The sequence below is a fragment of the Halobaculum roseum genome (assembly GCF_019880245.1).
In the GTDB taxonomy this organism is placed as follows: domain Archaea; phylum Halobacteriota; class Halobacteria; order Halobacteriales; family Haloferacaceae; genus Halobaculum; species Halobaculum roseum.
Window position 1 is genome coordinate 1,760,841 of record NZ_CP082286.1, and the last position, 15,616, is coordinate 1,776,456.

The window sequence follows — 15,616 nt, forward strand, 5'->3', positions numbered from 1 at the left end:
GCCCTTAGGCCGGCTCCGCCTCGACGACGATGTCGCCGTCCTCGTCGAAGCGGGCCGCGCGCAGGCGTACCGAACTCGGCGGCTTCTGGCGCCCGCGCTCCCAGACGGTCTCGTTGACCGCGGGGTCGAGGCGGACGTCGCCCTCGTCGACCGAGAAGTGTTTCGCCAGGTGCTCGCGGACGAGCGACATCGCCCGGTCGCCGCGCTCCTGGGCCGGCGCCTGCTTCGCCTCGCGGAGCGGGACCGTGACGACGCGCTCCTCGAAGTCGTTGGCGCTCATTTACTCGTCGGTGTCCGAGCGCCGCCAGTGGCGTCGCTTCGGGTTGCGGGTCACTTCCATGTCGGTCTTCATCATCACCCACGCCGGAACGCGGCTGTTCTGCCGCTCCAGCTTGGCAAGGCGCTTCTTCTTGGCCTTGGATTTCTTGGTCATGGTATCCGGCAGTTTTGCTTCGGGAAGGGAAAACCCTGTCCATCCGGGTCGCTCCCGTCCCGGAGGCCGGCGAGTTTTTGTCCTCAACCAGACACGACGTGGGCGTGCACAGACGCGACGCGCTCCGCGCGGCCGGCGGCCTCGCCGCCACGGGACTGGGATCGCTCGCCGGCTGCGTCGTCGGCCGTCGTCCCCCGCCGCCGCTGGCAGACTCCTTCGAGGACGGGATCGACGCATGGACCACCGACGCCGCGATCGGGCCGGAGGTGCCCCTCGATGAGTTCGAGTGGTCGATCTCGCCGTCGACGGAGCGGGCGAACACCGGCGCCCGCAGCGTCGAGGTGTTCACCGAGGGCGACTACGACGACGGGATCGCCTGGCTGACCCGCCCGATCGACACCAGCGAGGTGGACGCCGACGTGCTCCGGGTGTCGGCGCACGCCTGGAGCGAGTCGGAGAGCTTCAACGTCCTCCGGAACCTCGCCGTCCGGATCGGCCCCGAGCCGCCCGAGACCGAGGAGGACTTCCCGCCGCCGGAGACGGTCACGACGCCCGAGTCGCCGACCGCGGTCGGGGGACTGAGACAGCCGCTCCACCGCGTCGAGGGGTGGGACGAGTACCGCTTCGAGTGGCAACCGAGCGAGGTTCCGGACGAGCTACACCTCTCGGTGGGCGTCGCGGTCGTCTGGGAGGCGGACGCCACCCACTACATCGACGACGTGCGCGTGGAGGAAGTTCGGTAGGCGGGGGAGCCGGCGGGAGAGCCGTCGGTAGCGGAGCGACCCGGCGGGGAAGCCGTCAGTCACAGCCCCGCGAGCGACCCCACCCCGGCGCCGACGGCGGCCGCGAGCGCGCCGCCGAGCGCGACGCGCACGGCCGTCTCCAGCACGTCGCCGCCGACCAGCCGAACGCGGAGGCCCCCGACGACCGCCAGCTCGGCGGCGACGATCCCGACCGCGAGCGGGAACCCCCATCCCATCTCCGCGAGCACCACCAGCGACGGGAGCGCGCCGGCGAGGAACGCCCCGCCGCCGGCCAGGCCCGCCCGCCGGACCGGGTCGCCGTCGGCGGAGAGTCCGCCGTCGTCGTCCCCCGCGGCCGCGAGGGCCGCATACAGCGCGACGCCGATCGTCGCCGCGAGCCCGACGAGCCCGGCGGTCCAGCCGTCGACGGCGACGGCGGCGGCGAACAGCGGCGCGGGAACGACGACGGCGCCGACGGTGAGTCCCGACAGCGCCGGCTCGCTCACCCGGTAGCGAACCGTCGTCCTCGTTCGCCCTCGACCGCGCATTCGCACCCGATTTTTCGGCCGACAAGATAAATCCGCCGCCCGGTTCGGGGCGGTGTTCAGATAAGGATGAAGAGTGAGGCGGAACGATTTTTGAGTGATCAATGCTCGAAATCGCCCGCCTCGACGGAGGTAGCGATTGCTTCGAGTTAGATTTTGTGGAGCGAGAGGCGACACCCGAGCCGGCGATGAAGCTCGGTATCCGACTCCATTTGGCTGGACTATCACTTTCGGATACCGTTTCAATTCTCGATAGGTTGGGTGTCGACCGCTGTCGAACGACCGTTCACAACTGGGTTCAGAAGGCCGATCTACAGCCCCTCGATGGCGCCAATCCGGATCACGTCGCGGTTGACGAGACCGTGATCCAGCTCAACGACCAACGGTTCTGGCTGTACGCTGCCGTCGATCCCGACACGAATCGTTTGTTGCACGTGAAGCTCTCTCCGACGAGAAATCAAGCGATTACCGAGATGTTTCTTGCGGAACTCCGCGACAAACATCTCGTCGATGACGCGCTCTTTCTCGTCGATTCCGCACCGTGGCTGCAAGCGGCACTTCACCGACACGGCCTCGATTACAGATACGAAAAACATGGTAATCGGAATGCCGTTGAACGTGTCTTCAGAGAACTAAAACGACGAACTAACCAGTTCTCAAACTGTTTTAGCCACGCCGAAGCAGACACCGTCGAAAATTGGCTTCAAGCGTTCGCCTTCGCATGGAACCAGCTTATCTGAACACTACCGGTTCGGTGCAACGCCTCGGCGCCGACGGGATGAGGCGGGCCGACCGGCGCGGCGAAACCGGCTTACCGGCCGCGCCCGGAGTGCGACCATGGGCTCCGTCGGCGTCGTGCTCCTCGCGGACTCCATCCCGTTCCTCGCGGATCTCCTCCCGCTCGTCGCCGACGCGCTGGCCCGCGTCGCGCGCATCGCGGTTCTCATCGCCGTCGGGGTGTTCCTCGCGAACGTCGCCGTGGAGTTCGGCCTCGTCGAGCGGATCGCCGGCTTCTCCCGATATCTCACTGGGCCGGCGAACCTCCCGGACGAGGCCGGCACCGCCATCGTCACGACCGCGGCGTCGACGACGGCGGGCTACGGCATGCTCGCGGACTTCCGTGAGTCCGGCCGGCTGTCGGACCGGGCGACGATGGTCGCCGTCGTCATCAACACGTTCTTCGGCTTCGTGCAGCACCTGTTCACGTTCTACGTCCCCGTCGTCATCCCGATCCTCGGCCGCGAGACGGGCGTGCTGTACGTCGGCACGCGCGGCGCCATCGCGCTCGGGATCACCCTGACGGGCGTGCTCGCCGGCGCGCTCCTCCTGCGCGGGGAGGCGGGGAGCCGCCCGGAATCGGACCCGGAGCCGGACCCCGAGACGCTCCGGGAGGCGACCGACGGCGGGGCGGCCGACGGCGAGGCGGCAGACGGCGGGGCGTCCGGCGAGGCGGCGGATGGTGGAGCGGACGACCCGGCGGACGCGACGCCCGGGGAGACGGACGACGGAGCGTCGTTGCGCGAGCGCGCCGAGTCGGCCGCCGACTCCACGTGGTCGACGCTCCGGCGGATCGTCCCGCGGCTCGCGTTCGTGTACGTGCTCGTCACGGTGCTGGTCGCCCGCGTCGACCTCCGGGCGCTCTCGGAGGTCGCGGGGCCGCTGGCGGAGGTGGCCGGGCTCCCCGCGGCGGTCGTCCCCGCGATCCTCGTGTTCGTCTTCGACACGACCGCGGGCGTGGCCGCGTTCGCGCCGCTGATCGGGTCGACGCTGACGCCCGAGCAGGCCGTCGCCGGGATGTTGATCGGCGGGATCGTCTCCTTTGCGTTCTCGACGTTCAAGCGGTCGATCCCGTTCCAGTACGGGATCTGGGGGCCGGAGTTCGGCTCGAAGGTGATCGCGGTGAACACCGGGCTGAAGGTCGTGTTCATCTCGGTCGCGCTGGTCGTGTTCCTCGCGTAAGGTCACGGTCTCGGTGTGAGCGCACCCGGGCCCCTCGCGCGCCGAACCCGACGGATTGAGTAGCCGCCGAGCGCCACCCACGGACATGACCGACACACTCGCCGTCACCGACGGGCGCGTCCTCACGCCCGAGTTCGACGTGATCCGAGCGGACGTGCTGATCGACGCCGACGCGGGCGAGATCCTCGACGTGGCCCCCGACCTCGCGGGCGACGCCGACGAGACGCTCGACGCGACCGACTCGCTCGTGATGCCGGGGCTCGTGAACGCCCACGGCCACGCGACGATGACGCTGCTGCGCGGGTACGCCGACGACAAGAACCTCGAAGACTGGCTCCAGGAGGACATCTGGCCCGCGGAGGCGGAGTTGACGCCCGCGGACGTCGGTGTGGGCACCCGGCTGGCTGCCGTCGAGCTGATCCGGAGCGGCACCACCGCGTTCGCGGACATGTACTTCCACGTCGGCGAGGTCGTCGAGGCGGTCCGCGAGGCCGGCCTCCGCGCCCGCGTCGGCCACGGCGTCGTCACCGTCGGCAAGGACGAGGCGGCCGCACGGGAGGACTTCGCCGAGTCGGTCGCCGTCGCCGAGGAGTACGACGGCGCCGCCGACGGCCGGATCCGAACGGCGGTGATGCCCCACGCGCCCCACACCGTCGGCACCGAGTACTTCGAGGAGTTCGTGCCGACGGTCCGCGAGGCGGGCGTCCCGCTGCACTTCCACCTGAACGAGACGGAGACCTACATCGAGGAGATCGACGCCGAGGCGGGCGTCCGGCCGACCGCGTACGCCGACGACCTCGGCCTGCTCGCCGAGGACACCTTCGTCGCCCACGGCGTCCACCTCGACGACACAGAGATCGCGACGCTCGCCGAGCGCGACACGAGCGTCGTCCACTGCCCGGCCTCGAACATGAAGCTCGCGTCCGGGATGGCGCCCGTCCAGGACATGCTCGATGCGGGCGTGACCGTCGCGCTCGGCACCGACGGCGCGGCCTCGAACAACGACCTCGACCTCTTCGACGAGCTGCGCGACGCCGCGATGGTCGGCAAGCTCGCCGCGGACGACGCCGCCGCGGTCGACGCCGAGACCGCCGTGCGGATGGCGACCGCGGGCGGCGCCGAGGCCCTCGGGTTCGACTCCGGGCGGATCGAGGCGGGCGCGAACGCCGACCTCGCGGTCGTCGACCTCGAATCGGCCCACCTCACCCCCGAACACGACCTCGTCTCGCACCTCGCGTACGCCGCCCGCGGCAGCGACGTTCGGCACACGGTGTGTGACGGCGAGGTGTTGATGCGCGACCGCGAGGTGCTCGTTCTCGACGAGGAGGACGTGCGTGAACGGGCACAGGAGCACGCGGAGGTGCTCGTCGCGCGCGCTGAGGAGTAACGCGTTACCTGCGGTGGCGCGTGCCGGCGGGCCTCCGTGCCCGCCGGACGCGCGCGAGGGATGAGCGAGGGAGCAATAGCGACCGAGCGAATCGGCTGGGGAGGAGGTGGCGACGGTGCGGTGCTGTGCGGTCGGGTGGGACTGAAAGGGGCCGCGGGTGTGCGGGAAGGCGGACGACGTAAGCACGCGAGCGAAGCGAGCGCGCGCAACGAGTCCCCCGAGCGCACAGCCGCGGGGGCTTTCGAGCACTCCTGCTCCGTGGCGTGCTCACCCTCGACTCTTCCATCGTTCACGACCGATCGAACCAACCCGCATCCGGCGGGATTAAACCGCACGCACGCCACCACCGATCATAATGAGTACACAGTCGTACGCACCCGTCACGGACCACCTCGACGACCCCGACTCCGCACGCGAGGAGGGCCGCCGCAAGATGGACTGGGCGCTCCAGCACATGCCCATCCTCTCGCACCTGCGCGAGGAGTTCACCGAGACGAACCCCTTCGCCGGCCAGACGATCGGCATGGCGATGCACGTCGAGGCGAAGACCGCGAACCTCGTCGAGCTGCTCGCCGACGGCGGCGCCGAGGTCGCAATCACCGGCTGCAACCCGCTCTCCACCCACGACGACGTGAGCGCGGCCCTCGACGCCCACGAGAACATCACCTCCTACGCCGTCCGCGGCGTCGGCGACGAGGACTACTACGCCGCCATCGAGTCCGTCATCTCGCACGAGCCGACGATCACCGTCGACGACGGGATGGACATGGTCGCGGCCATCCACGAGGACTACCCCGAGCTCATCGACTCCATCGTCGGCGGGGCCGAGGAGACCACCACCGGCGTCCACCGCCTGCGCGCGATGGACGCCGACGGCGAGCTTCACTACCCCGTCTTCGCCGTGAACGACACGCCGATGAAGCGCCTGTTCGACAACGTCCACGGCACCGGCGAGTCCTCGCTCGCGACCATCGCGATGACGACGAACCTCTCGTTCGCCGGCAAGGACGTCGTCGTCGCCGGCTTCGGCTACTGCGGCAAGGGCGTCGCCAAGAAGGCCGCCGGCCAGAACGCGAACGTCATCGTCTGCGAGGTCGACTCCCGGAAGGCGCTGGAGGCGCACATGGAGGGCTACGACGTGATGCCGATGGAGGAAGCCGCGAAGGAGGGTGACGTGTTCATCACGACGACGGGCAACCGCGACGTGATCACCGAGGAGCACTTCCGGGTCATGCAGGACGGCGTCCTCCTCGCGAACGCGGGCCACTTCGACGTGGAGATCAACCTCGACCAGCTGGACGACCTCGCGGTCGACCGCTACGAGGCCCGCGACGGCGTCGAGGCCTACGAGATGGCCGACGGCCGCCGGCTGAACGTGCTCGCGGAGGGGCGCCTCGTCAACCTCGCGGCGCCCATCGCCCTGGGCCACCCGGTCGAGGTCATGGACCAGTCGTTCGGCGTGCAGGCCGTCTGCGTGCGCGAACTCGTCGAGAACGGCGACGACTACGACGCCGGCGTCCACGAGGTTCCCGACGACCTCGACCGCGAGGTCGCCGAGGTGAAGCTCGCGGCCGAGGGCGTCGAGTTCGACGACCTCAGCGACGAGCAGCGCGAGTACATGGGCTCGTGGCAGCACGGGACCTGAGCCAGCGAATCGACCGACCGGCCGCACGCAGTCACGGCTCGCCCTCGACGGTCCCGAGGACGAAGCCGTACTTGAGCAGGGCGACGAAGACCGCGCCGCCGCCGACGTTGCCGGCGGTGGTCAGCGCCATAAACCGGACGTACTCGGCCACGCCGATGTCGGGATCGGCCAGCGTCGCCGCCAGGACCTCGACGTTGCCGGCGATCGAGTGCGGGAGGTGCGCGAAGCCGATGGCCCCGGTGACGAGCACGACGAAGACGACCCGGGCGATGGTGGAGTCGGCGGCGGCGACGAGCCACGCGAGCAGTCCCATCATCCATCCCGTGAGCACGGCCCCCGCGAACAGGACCGCCGTCGGCTGGTCGAGGAATGGCTCGGCGAGCTCGGCGAACGACGCCGTGCTCGCGAGGCCGTAGGCGGGCGCGAACCAGACGACGAAGACGGCGAAGGCGACCCCGCCGACGACGTTGCCGGCGTACACGAGCGACCAGAGCCGCCCGAGGTCGCCGAGGCCGGCGCGGTCGTCGAGCACGGGGACGACGGCGAGGGAGGTGTGTTCGGTGAACAGCTCCGAGCCGCCGAGGACGACGAACACGAACCCCACCGAGTACGCCGCGCCGACGTACAGGCGGTCGACCACGGGGTCGCCCCCCGCCACCGTCAGCGTCGTCACGACCGCGACCAACAGCGGCCCGAAGCCGATGTCGAGCCCGGCCGAGAGCGCGGACAGGAACAGTGCCGGCGCTCCGCGGTCCATCTCGTCGACGCCGGTCTCGGCCAGCCGATCGATGACCGTCTCGTTCGAGGCGGGGATCTCCCCCTCGCGTTCGGCCTCCCGTTCGTGTCCGACGCCGGCGTCCCCGCCGTCCCCGCCGTCCGCGCCGTCGTCCGCGACCATGCCCCACGGTTCGATGCGGCGGCCGATGAACCCCGGTGCCGTCGCCAGGGCCGCTGGAGCGGCTACAGCGACACCCGCGTCCGCGTCTCGTACACGGGTCCGCCCTCGGTCAGCGTCGATTCCGTGAGCCGGATCTCGTCCACCTCGAACCGCCCCACCGTGGGGTCCTCGTCGAGGTAGTCGAGTACCCTGTCCTTCCCGCGGGCGTCGTCCATCCGCGCGAGGGTGAAATGCGGCGTGAACTCGTGATCCGACTCCTCGAACCCTCGGTCGACCGTCTCGCGCTCGACGGCCTCAGCGAGCCGCGTCAGCTCGTCGGCGCCGTGACCCTCCCGGACGCCGGCCCAGATCACGCTGATGTACTCCCGCGAGGGGAAGACGCCGAGGTCGCCGACCTCGACCTCGAACGGGTCGACGGCGGCCGAGTCCACCGCCGACTCCAGCGCCTCGACCACGTCGCCGACGCGCGAGTCGTCGGTGTCGCCGAGGAACTTCACCGTACAGTGCGCCTGCTCGGGGTCGGTGAAGCGCAGGCTCTCGATGTCACGAAGCGGGTCCTGGACGGCGGCGAACTCGTCCGCGAGCCGGTCCGGCAGGTCGACGGAGACGAACAGTCGCGGCATACGGGAGTCTCGTCGGCGGAGATCAAAAAACCGCGGCGACTCTCGGAGTCGCGGCGACTCTCCGAGTCGCACGCGCAACATACATCCGTCCACGCGGTCGAGACACCGGTAATGAGCGACGACGAGCCCGAACGCCGACCGCACCAGTTCTCCGAGGGGCAGGGCCTCGACGAGGACTACGAGGAGTTCACGCTCGACCCCGAGGAGCTGAACGCCGACCCCTCGCAGGTCGACCCCGTCGACACGCGCGTCATCACCGACCTGCTCGACGAGCGCAACATCCCGAAGGACCGCGTCGACGTGGAGAGCCTCATGGACGTGGGGCTGTCGTACATGGGGATCAACCGCTTCGAGGAGGCGACCGAGACGTTCGAGCGCGCCGCCCAGTTCGCCGACGAGGACTCCCTCGCCGAGCAGGAGGCGTGGGTGAACAAGGGGGCCGCCCACGCCCAGCTGGAGGAGTGGGACGAGGCGATCGGCTCGTATCGGGAGGCGCTGCGCATCGACGACGACTCCGAGCACGCCGCCAGCGCCGAGACGAACCTCGCGTACGCGCTCCACGAGAACGGCCAGGGCGAGCAGGCGCTGGAACACGCCGAGAAGGCCGTCGAGATCGACCCGCGCTTCCCGCAGGCGTGGTACAACCGCGGCTTCTTCCTCGTCGAGCGCGGTCTGCTGGAGGACGCGGTGAACGCCTTCGACAACGCGATCCGACTGGGGATGCGCAACGCCGAGGTGCTCGAGGAGAAGGCCCGCGCGCTCGACGAGCTCGGCCGCGAGGACGAGGCCGAGGAGGCCGCCGAGCGCGCCGAGGAGATCCGCGAGGAGGCCGAACAGCGGATGGTCGAGGAGCACGCGGAGGGAGGCGCGGGAGCGGCCGGCGCCGGAGCGACCGGCGGGATGGACGGCGAGCGGGGCGGCAGAAGAGGCGGCGACGCCGGCGGAGCGGGCGGCGCCCCGGGCGGTCTCGGGGACCGCTCCGGCGACGGCGACGACGACCTCGACCTCGGGGGCCTGTAGATGCCCGAGGACGGCGCGGGCGAGGGGACGGACCTCGGCGCGACCGACGGCGCCGCGGCGGACGGGACGGGAGACGACGCGACCGACTCGAGCGACGCGACCCCCGCCGACGCCGACCCGTCCGACGCCGAATTCCTGCTCACGCGCCGCGAGACGCCCGAAGGAACGCTCGTCGCCGTCTGCGACGCGGACGTGCTCGGCGAGACCTTCGAGGACGACGACGTTTCGCTTGAGGTGACCGAGGAGTTCTACGGCGGCGACGAGGCCGAGCCGGCCGACGCCGACGCCGTCGTCGAGGGCCTGTACGACGCCGACACCGCGAACCTCGTGGGTGAGGGCTGCGTCGGCGTCGCCGTCGACGCCGGCGTCATCGACGCCGACCGCGTGCTGGCGGTCGGCGACACCCTGCACGCGCAGTTGCTCTGGCTGTAAGCCCCCGAACTCGGACCGCGACGGGACACGTGTCCGGCGAAATGTATCCGGTTTCGGTTACTGTTCTCCCGGCTGACCGAAGGGATGTTACCCCTCCGACCCCTCGTACCCGGTAATGGAAGCGCCTGAGCAGGAACCGTACCCGCTCGACGTCGAGGCCGTCCGGGCGGACTTCCCCGTCCTCGACCGGAAGGTCGGCGGCGACGTGACCGTCCCCGGCGAGAGCGAGGGGGACACGAAGCCGCTCGTGTACCTCGACAACGCGGCCACGAGCCACACGCCCGATCGGGTGGTCGACACGATCGCGGACTACTACCGCTCGTACAACTCCAACGTCCACCGCGGGATCCACCAGTTGAGTCAGGAGGCCAGCACCGCCTACGAGGACGCCCACGACCGCGTCGCCGAGTTCATCGGCGCCGACGGGCGCGAGGAGGTCGTCTTCACGAAGAACACGACCGAGGCAGAGAACCTCGTCGCGTACGCGTGGGGGCTGAACGAGCTCGGCCCCGGGGACAACGTCGTCCTCACCGAGATGGAACACCACGCGTCGCTGGTCACGTGGCAGCAGATCGGAAAGAAGACCGGCGCCGACGTGCGGTTCATCCGCGTCGACGAGGACGGCCGCCTCGACATGGACCACGCCCGCGAACTGATCGACGACGACACCGCGATGGCGAACGTCGTCCACGTCTCCAACACCCTCGGGACGGTGAACCCCGTCGCCGAACTCGCGGATCTGGTCCACGACCACGACGGGCTGATCTTCGTCGACGGCGCGCAGTCGGTGCCGCACATGCCCGTCGACGTGGGCGACATCGACGCGGACTTCTTCGCCTTCTCGGGCCACAAGATGTGCGGCCCCACCGGGATCGGCGTGCTGTACGGCAAGGAGCACCTCCTGGAGGAGATGCAGCCGTACCTCTACGGCGGGGAGATGATACGGAAGGTCACCTTCGAGGACAGCGAGTGGGAGGTCCTCCCGTGGAAGTTCGAGGCCGGCACGCCCGTCATCGAGCAGGGGATCGCCCTGCACGCGGCCATCGACTACCTGGAGGACCTGGGCATGGAGAACGTCCACGCCCACGAGGGGCTACTCGCGGAGTACGCGTACGACCGGCTGACGGAGTACGACGACGTGGACATCTACGGCCCGCCGGGCGACGATCGCGCGGGACTGGTCGCGTTCAACGTCGACGGCGTCCACGCCCACGACCTCTCCAGCATCCTCAACGACCACGGCGTCGCGGTCCGCGCCGGCGACCACTGCACCCAGCCGCTGCACGACAAGCTCGGGATCGCCGCCAGCGCCCGCGCGTCCTTCTACATCTACAACACGCGCGAGGAGATCGACACGCTGGTCGAGGCGGTCGACGACGCGCGACAGCTGTTCGCGTAACTGCGGCTGTTCGCGTAGGGCCCGTCCGCCGCACACCGTAGCGCCGCACGCCGTACCCCCGCACACCGGAGCGCCGATCCGGCGTACATACCCCCGATGACGGGTTCCGCGGCTTCTCGACGAATACCCCGAAAGAACTCGACCGACGGTGCGGCGGCGGCGTGCGGTTCGTGGTGAATGTCAGTTCGAGTCGGAACCGGAAGCCCGTCCGCCGGCGCACCTCGACACCTACATGTGAGGTATGAAAGTTAACTTTTCTGCATTCTTCCCTGAAAATGTAATCGTATTTCGTAACTTCTCCGCGAGGGCAACTGCCGTCGAACTCGGGAGGTCGGTCGCCGTCCCCTCCCGAACTCCCCCGCCGGTCGCCGCGCTCCCCAGAACCCTTAACCGACGCACTCGCCAATTCCCGCCAACAATGGGCATTGGCGGCGGCTCCGACATGTATCGCCAGCAGATCCTGGATCACTACAAGAACCCGCGCAACTACGGCGAACTCGACGACGCCACGTTCTCCCACACCGGCGAGAACCCCTCCTGCGGCGACACGATCACCGTCGACGTGCGCCTGGAGGACGACGGCGAGACGATCGAGTACGTCGCGTTCTCGGGCGACGGCTGCGCCATCTCGCAGGCGTCCGCCTCGATGCTCTCCGAGCGCCTGCGGGGGATGACCCTCGACGAGCTGGAGGCGATGGACACCGACGACATCACCGAGATGCTCGGCGTCGACATCTCCCCGATGCGGATCAAGTGCGCCGTGCTCGCTCGCCAGGTCGCACAGGACGGCGCGAAGCTCCACGAGGGCGAGATCGACGACCTCGACGTGACGAAGACCGAGGACTGAGCCGCCGGTCGGCCGCCTCGGATACCCCCCGGGCAACCGAGCACCTCCGGGCCGGCGCTACGGCACCCGCCCGAACAGGTCCCTGTTCTCCGCGACGTACCGCAACTCGCCGCGCGCCAGCTGCGCCTCGCGCGTCTCCCGCCAGTCGGCCAGCGTCCGGTCCGGCACCGCCCCCGATTCCTCGACGGACGCGACCACCGTGTCGAGGACGACCCGCAGGAACGTCGCCTCGTCGGCCGGGTAGCCGCCGGTTCCGTCCCCCTCCACCACCCAGTCGGCGCGGGCGTCGACCGCCGGCGGCGACCCCGCCTCCCGGAACCGCTCGGAAAGCAGCGTCGCCGCCCGGCCGCGGTTTCGCATCGTCCCGTGGAACGCCTCGATCACGGCGTCGTCGGCCGGGTGTGACGGCGAGAACCGCGTCTCGCCGTCGAAGGTGAGCGGGAGGTGGTACCAGCCGTCCGGCGCGGCCGCACGGAGCAGCGCGAGCACGTCGTCGGGCGCCAACAGGTCGGCGAACGACCGCGCGACGACGCCGTCGAAGTCGCCCCCGCGGTCGGCGGCGACCTCGCGGGCGTCGCCGACCGCGAGTCGGACGCGAAGCGTCGCGTCACCGTCGGGCCTGTCGAGGCGGAGCTCCGACCCCTCGGTTTCGACTCCGTATCCGGCTTCGCGTGCCTCCGCGCGCAGCCGGTCGCGACCCGCGGACAGCACCCGCCCGTCGGTGTCGACGGCGACCCACTCGCCCGTCGGGAGCGCGCCGTCGGACAACAGCCGGCGGAGCAGCCCGCAGGTGCCGGCGCCGGCTTCGAGGACGCGGACGCCCTCCTCATCGCCGTCGTCCTCACCGTCGTCACCGCCGTCACCGCCGTCACCGCCGTCCCCGCGACCTCTCCCTCGCAGCGCAGCCCTGAAGGCCGCGCTCGCGGCGTCGCTGTGGGCGCGGTCGTCGACGGTGCGCGCCGCCTCCAGGTACGCCACGTCGTCACCCTCCATCGGCCACCTCCCGCGTCTCCGCGAGGAAGTCGCGGACCCCGGCGACGGTGTCGCTCCACTCGGGGTGGCGCTCGAACCGCCGGAGCGCGCTTTGCCCCATTCGGGCCAGACGGTCGCGGTCGCCCGCGAGCGCCGCGAGCGCGCGCTCGACCCCCGTAACGTCGCCGGGATCGATGAGGAAACCGTTCTCGCCGTCGGCGACGACCGAGGACGCCCCGCCGGCCGCGGAGGCGACCGCCGGGAGGCCGAAGCCCATCCCCTCCAGGTACGCCATCCCGAAGCCCTCGTACGCCGAGGGGACCGCGAGGACGTGCGACTTCCGGAGGACGCCCGCGAGGTCGGCCGTCGCCAGTTCCCCGTGAAACGACACGCGGTCGGCGACCGAGAGGTCGTCTGCCAGCGTCCGCACCGCGCGGGCGTGTTCCGGCTCGGGCTCGGGGCCGACGACCGCGACCTCCCAGTCGGCGTCGACGCCGGCGACCGCCCGCAACAGTGTCGGGTGTCCCTTCCGGGGGACGAGCGACCCCAGCGAGACGACCCGCAGCGGCGACTCCCCCGCGCGCCGGTCCACGTCGGCCGGCGTCACCGCCGGGTCGAACTGGTCGGCGGGCGGCGGGGCGACGTGCGTGGCGATCCTCCCGACCAGGTCGAGCACGTCGCGTTCGGTCGTCTCGCTGACGCAGATCGCGGCCGAGCAGCTCCGAAGGAATCGTCGCTCCAGCAGTGTCGCGACCGGCGCGAGACGACCGCCCTCGGCGCGTCGGAGGTGGTGAACCAGCCCGACGACCGGCGTGCCGCCGCGGCGGAGCCGACTGGCGAGTCCCGCCGTGCCGGGATGGGCGAGCTCGTCGACGACGACCACGTCGGCCCCGCGCAGGCCCGCCGGGATCCCGGTCGCGAGTCCGGGGGTGTCGAACACGCCGAGCGGGTACCGCCGCCACGGCACCGAGAACACACGGACGGACGCGCCGGTCGCTCGCAGCCCGGCGACGAGCCTGCGGTCGTAGCGGAACCCGCCCGAGGTGGTTTCGGGGTCGCCCGCGACGACGAGCGCGACCGCGAGGTCGCGGTCGGCGGACGCGTCCTCACCCATCACCGCGGTTCGCTCCCGCCGCCTCGACCGGTCCCTCGTAGCCGGCGGCGGCCTCGTCGTCCTCCCACACGGTCACGCGGAGCGTCTCGGCCGGGTCGCCGGCGGCGGCCGGGGCGAGGCGCTCGTGGATGACGCGCGCGAACCGCTCGACGCTTGGGTTGTACCCCTCGAACTCGGGCAGGTCGTTCAGCGTCGCGTCGCGGTAGCGGTCCTCGACGTCGTCGAGCGCCGCGCGCACGTCGTCGATGTCGACGAGGTAGTCGTACTCGTTCAGCGACGGGCCGGCGAAGGTCGCCTCGACCGAGAACACGTGCGAGTGACGCTCCCCCTCGGGACCCGGGTCGGGAACGGTGAGAAAGTGCTGTGCGACGAACTGACGCGTGACGGTCGTTCGGTATGTCATCGGAGTCGTGTGGGCGTGCCGACCGCGGCTCGATCCGCTCGGACCCGCCCCCCTCGACGCGGCGGGATGAGTCGTCCGGGTCGAGGCGGCCGATCTGATGGCCGATCCCAACGGCTCCGGCACACTAAACGTGTCGTAGGCCCCCGACGGCGCGTACGGTCCCGACGGCGACGTGGGATGCTCATCCGACCAACTCCTCGACGACCGGGGGGAGCCGGCGACGGACGGCGGCGTACGCGACGCCGAGGCCGACGCAGGCGGCCGCGACCGCCGGGAGCGGCGCGGGGTAGAACGCGACGACCGGCGCCGCGAGCGCCGCCGTCGCGACGGCGTCCTCCGGGGCGCCGTCGTAGCGGATCCAGTAACGCGCCCGGATCCACCGGCCGTGGAGGTGGTCGTAGACGGCCTCCGAGGAGGTGCGTTCCCACGGGCGGATCTCGTCGCCGGCGCCGAGGGCGTCGGTGCCGGCGTGGACGGCGAACGAGACGCATCCCACCGCCGCCGCGACGGTGACCTCCGTCGGCGCCAGCGTCGCGAGCGCGGTCGCCGGGAGCGCCAGCGCCCACCCCAGCACCGGGAAGTGCAGCGTCCGCCGGTGGCGACCGACGAACAGGTCGACATCGGGGACGAGCCCGCCGACGATCCCCGCGAGGGCTGCCGGAACCGCCAACTCGGGCGCGAACGCGACCACGGGCGCCGCCAGCACCGCGCCGGCGAGGGCGTGGGTGAACGCCATCACGGCCTACGACTCGCGTCGGTAGAGGACCGCGAGGACGACGATGAGGACCACCTGCACCACCTTGTCCGCGATGCCGGTCGCGCCGAAGTTCGGGGCGTTCACGACGTACCAGATCGGTATCTGACCGGCCGTGAAGGGGATGCCGAGCACGTACAACAGGCGCCGTCGGTAATCGAGCAACACCGCCGCGACGCCCCCGAAGAAGCCGACCGCGGCGATCAGGAAGGCGACGGCCAGCGCGGTCTCGTCCGCGCGGAAGGCGTACGCGAGCCACAGGTGGATCACGCCGGTGATCGTCGCGAGCGCGACGCCGAGCCAGTGCAGTCCGGTCATCGACTCCGTGTGGAGGGCGAACCCTCCGGACGCCGTTTCGGTGCTCATACCCGTACGCAGGGCGCGAACTGTGTTAAAAACTCTCACGGATTCGCCAGGCACTCGTCGCCGACCCGGTAGCTGT

Annotated in this window: 19 protein-coding genes; 9 read left to right on the forward strand and 10 right to left on the reverse strand. The window is 70.7% G+C overall.

Annotation, left to right across the window (positions count from 1 at the left end; translation table 11 throughout):
• Positions 1-4 precede the first annotated feature (4 nt).
• Together K6T36_RS08885 and K6T36_RS08890 are read right to left on the reverse strand one after the other, a co-directional pair.
• Positions 5-280 carry a 50S ribosomal protein L31e gene (locus tag K6T36_RS08885; protein WP_222606307.1) on the reverse strand — a complete coding sequence of 92 codons (276 nt, stop codon included), beginning with the start codon at positions 278-280 and terminating at the stop codon, positions 5-7.
• The gene (locus tag K6T36_RS08890) at positions 281-433 is read right to left on the reverse strand and encodes a 50S ribosomal protein L39e (RefSeq protein ID WP_073308560.1); all 153 of its coding nucleotides are present in this window, start codon (positions 431-433) and stop codon (positions 281-283) included.
• Between the two features lie 104 nt (positions 434-537).
• Here K6T36_RS08890 and K6T36_RS08895 point away from each other — a divergent pair, with 104 nt between their 5' ends.
• Entirely contained in the window at positions 538-1,176 is a 639-nt protein-coding gene (locus K6T36_RS08895; protein ID WP_222920970.1) for a hypothetical protein, read from the forward strand.
• Between the two features lie 59 nt (positions 1,177-1,235).
• Here the strand turns inward: K6T36_RS08895 and K6T36_RS08900 are convergent, their stop codons facing one another.
• Entirely contained in the window at positions 1,236-1,724 is a 489-nt protein-coding gene (locus K6T36_RS08900; protein ID WP_222920971.1) for a hypothetical protein, read from the reverse strand.
• A gap of 101 nt (positions 1,725-1,825) precedes the next feature.
• Between K6T36_RS08900 and K6T36_RS08905 the strand changes: the two genes are divergently transcribed.
• From K6T36_RS08905 to K6T36_RS08920, 4 genes are all read left to right on the forward strand, one after another.
• Positions 1,826-2,461, forward strand: coding sequence for an IS6 family transposase (locus K6T36_RS08905; protein ID WP_222920972.1), 636 nt, complete (start codon positions 1,826-1,828; stop codon positions 2,459-2,461).
• Positions 2,462-2,558: 97 nt separating this feature from the next.
• Positions 2,559-3,680, forward strand: a complete 1,122-nt coding sequence (locus K6T36_RS08910; RefSeq protein ID WP_222920973.1) for a nucleoside recognition protein — start codon at positions 2,559-2,561, stop codon at positions 3,678-3,680.
• A gap of 85 nt (positions 3,681-3,765) precedes the next feature.
• Positions 3,766-5,067: an amidohydrolase gene (locus K6T36_RS08915; RefSeq protein WP_222920974.1), complete on the forward strand. Its 1,302-nt coding sequence runs from the start codon at positions 3,766-3,768 to the stop codon at positions 5,065-5,067.
• 355 nt (positions 5,068-5,422) lie between these two features.
• Positions 5,423-6,712 (forward strand): adenosylhomocysteinase, encoded by a 1,290-nt coding sequence (locus K6T36_RS08920; RefSeq protein ID WP_222920975.1) that lies wholly within the window; start codon positions 5,423-5,425, stop codon positions 6,710-6,712.
• 31 nt (positions 6,713-6,743) lie between these two features.
• Here K6T36_RS08920 and K6T36_RS08925 read toward each other — a convergent pair whose 3' ends face one another.
• Both K6T36_RS08925 and thpR read right to left on the reverse strand, forming a co-directional pair.
• Entirely contained in the window at positions 6,744-7,610 is an 867-nt protein-coding gene (locus K6T36_RS08925) for a formate/nitrite transporter family protein (protein WP_222920976.1), read from the reverse strand.
• 62 nt (positions 7,611-7,672) lie between these two features.
• Positions 7,673-8,233 carry an RNA 2',3'-cyclic phosphodiesterase gene (gene thpR / locus K6T36_RS08930; protein WP_222920977.1) on the reverse strand — a complete coding sequence of 187 codons (561 nt, stop codon included), beginning with the start codon at positions 8,231-8,233 and terminating at the stop codon, positions 7,673-7,675.
• Positions 8,234-8,344: 111 nt separating this feature from the next.
• On the opposite strand from thpR, the gene K6T36_RS08935 reads away from it, so the two are divergent.
• From K6T36_RS08935 to sufU, 4 genes are all read left to right on the forward strand, one after another.
• Positions 8,345-9,253, forward strand: coding sequence for a tetratricopeptide repeat protein (locus K6T36_RS08935; RefSeq protein ID WP_222920978.1), 909 nt, complete (start codon positions 8,345-8,347; stop codon positions 9,251-9,253).
• Between the two features lie 135 nt (positions 9,254-9,388).
• Positions 9,389-9,685, forward strand: a complete 297-nt coding sequence (locus K6T36_RS08940; protein ID WP_321170123.1) for a DUF424 domain-containing protein — start codon at positions 9,389-9,391, stop codon at positions 9,683-9,685.
• Positions 9,686-9,800: 115 nt separating this feature from the next.
• Positions 9,801-11,084, forward strand: a complete 1,284-nt coding sequence (locus K6T36_RS08945; protein WP_222920980.1) for an aminotransferase class V-fold PLP-dependent enzyme — start codon at positions 9,801-9,803, stop codon at positions 11,082-11,084.
• Positions 11,085-11,508: 424 nt separating this feature from the next.
• The gene (gene sufU, locus K6T36_RS08950) at positions 11,509-11,931 is read left to right on the forward strand and encodes a Fe-S cluster assembly sulfur transfer protein SufU (protein ID WP_222608874.1); all 423 of its coding nucleotides are present in this window, start codon (positions 11,509-11,511) and stop codon (positions 11,929-11,931) included.
• Positions 11,932-11,988: 57 nt separating this feature from the next.
• Here the strand turns inward: sufU and K6T36_RS08955 are convergent, their stop codons facing one another.
• From K6T36_RS08955 to K6T36_RS08975, 5 genes are all read right to left on the reverse strand, one after another.
• A complete protein-coding gene (locus tag K6T36_RS08955) occupies positions 11,989-12,924 on the reverse strand; it encodes a class I SAM-dependent methyltransferase (RefSeq protein WP_222920981.1) in 936 nt (311 codons plus the stop codon).
• The gene (locus tag K6T36_RS08960) at positions 12,914-14,017 is read right to left on the reverse strand and encodes a glycosyltransferase family 4 protein (protein ID WP_222920982.1); all 1,104 of its coding nucleotides are present in this window, start codon (positions 14,015-14,017) and stop codon (positions 12,914-12,916) included. Before K6T36_RS08960 ends, K6T36_RS08955 begins: the two co-directional genes overlap by 11 nt.
• Positions 14,010-14,420, reverse strand: coding sequence for a 6-pyruvoyl trahydropterin synthase family protein (locus K6T36_RS08965; protein ID WP_222920983.1), 411 nt, complete (start codon positions 14,418-14,420; stop codon positions 14,010-14,012). Before K6T36_RS08965 ends, K6T36_RS08960 begins: the two co-directional genes overlap by 8 nt.
• A gap of 181 nt (positions 14,421-14,601) precedes the next feature.
• Positions 14,602-15,156, reverse strand: a complete 555-nt coding sequence (locus K6T36_RS08970; RefSeq protein ID WP_225935081.1) for a metal-dependent hydrolase — start codon at positions 15,154-15,156, stop codon at positions 14,602-14,604.
• 6 nt (positions 15,157-15,162) lie between these two features.
• On the reverse strand, positions 15,163-15,540 hold the full coding sequence (locus K6T36_RS08975; RefSeq protein ID WP_222920985.1) for a DUF7475 family protein: 378 nt from the start codon (positions 15,538-15,540) through the stop codon (positions 15,163-15,165).
• Positions 15,541-15,616: the final 76 nt, after the last annotated feature.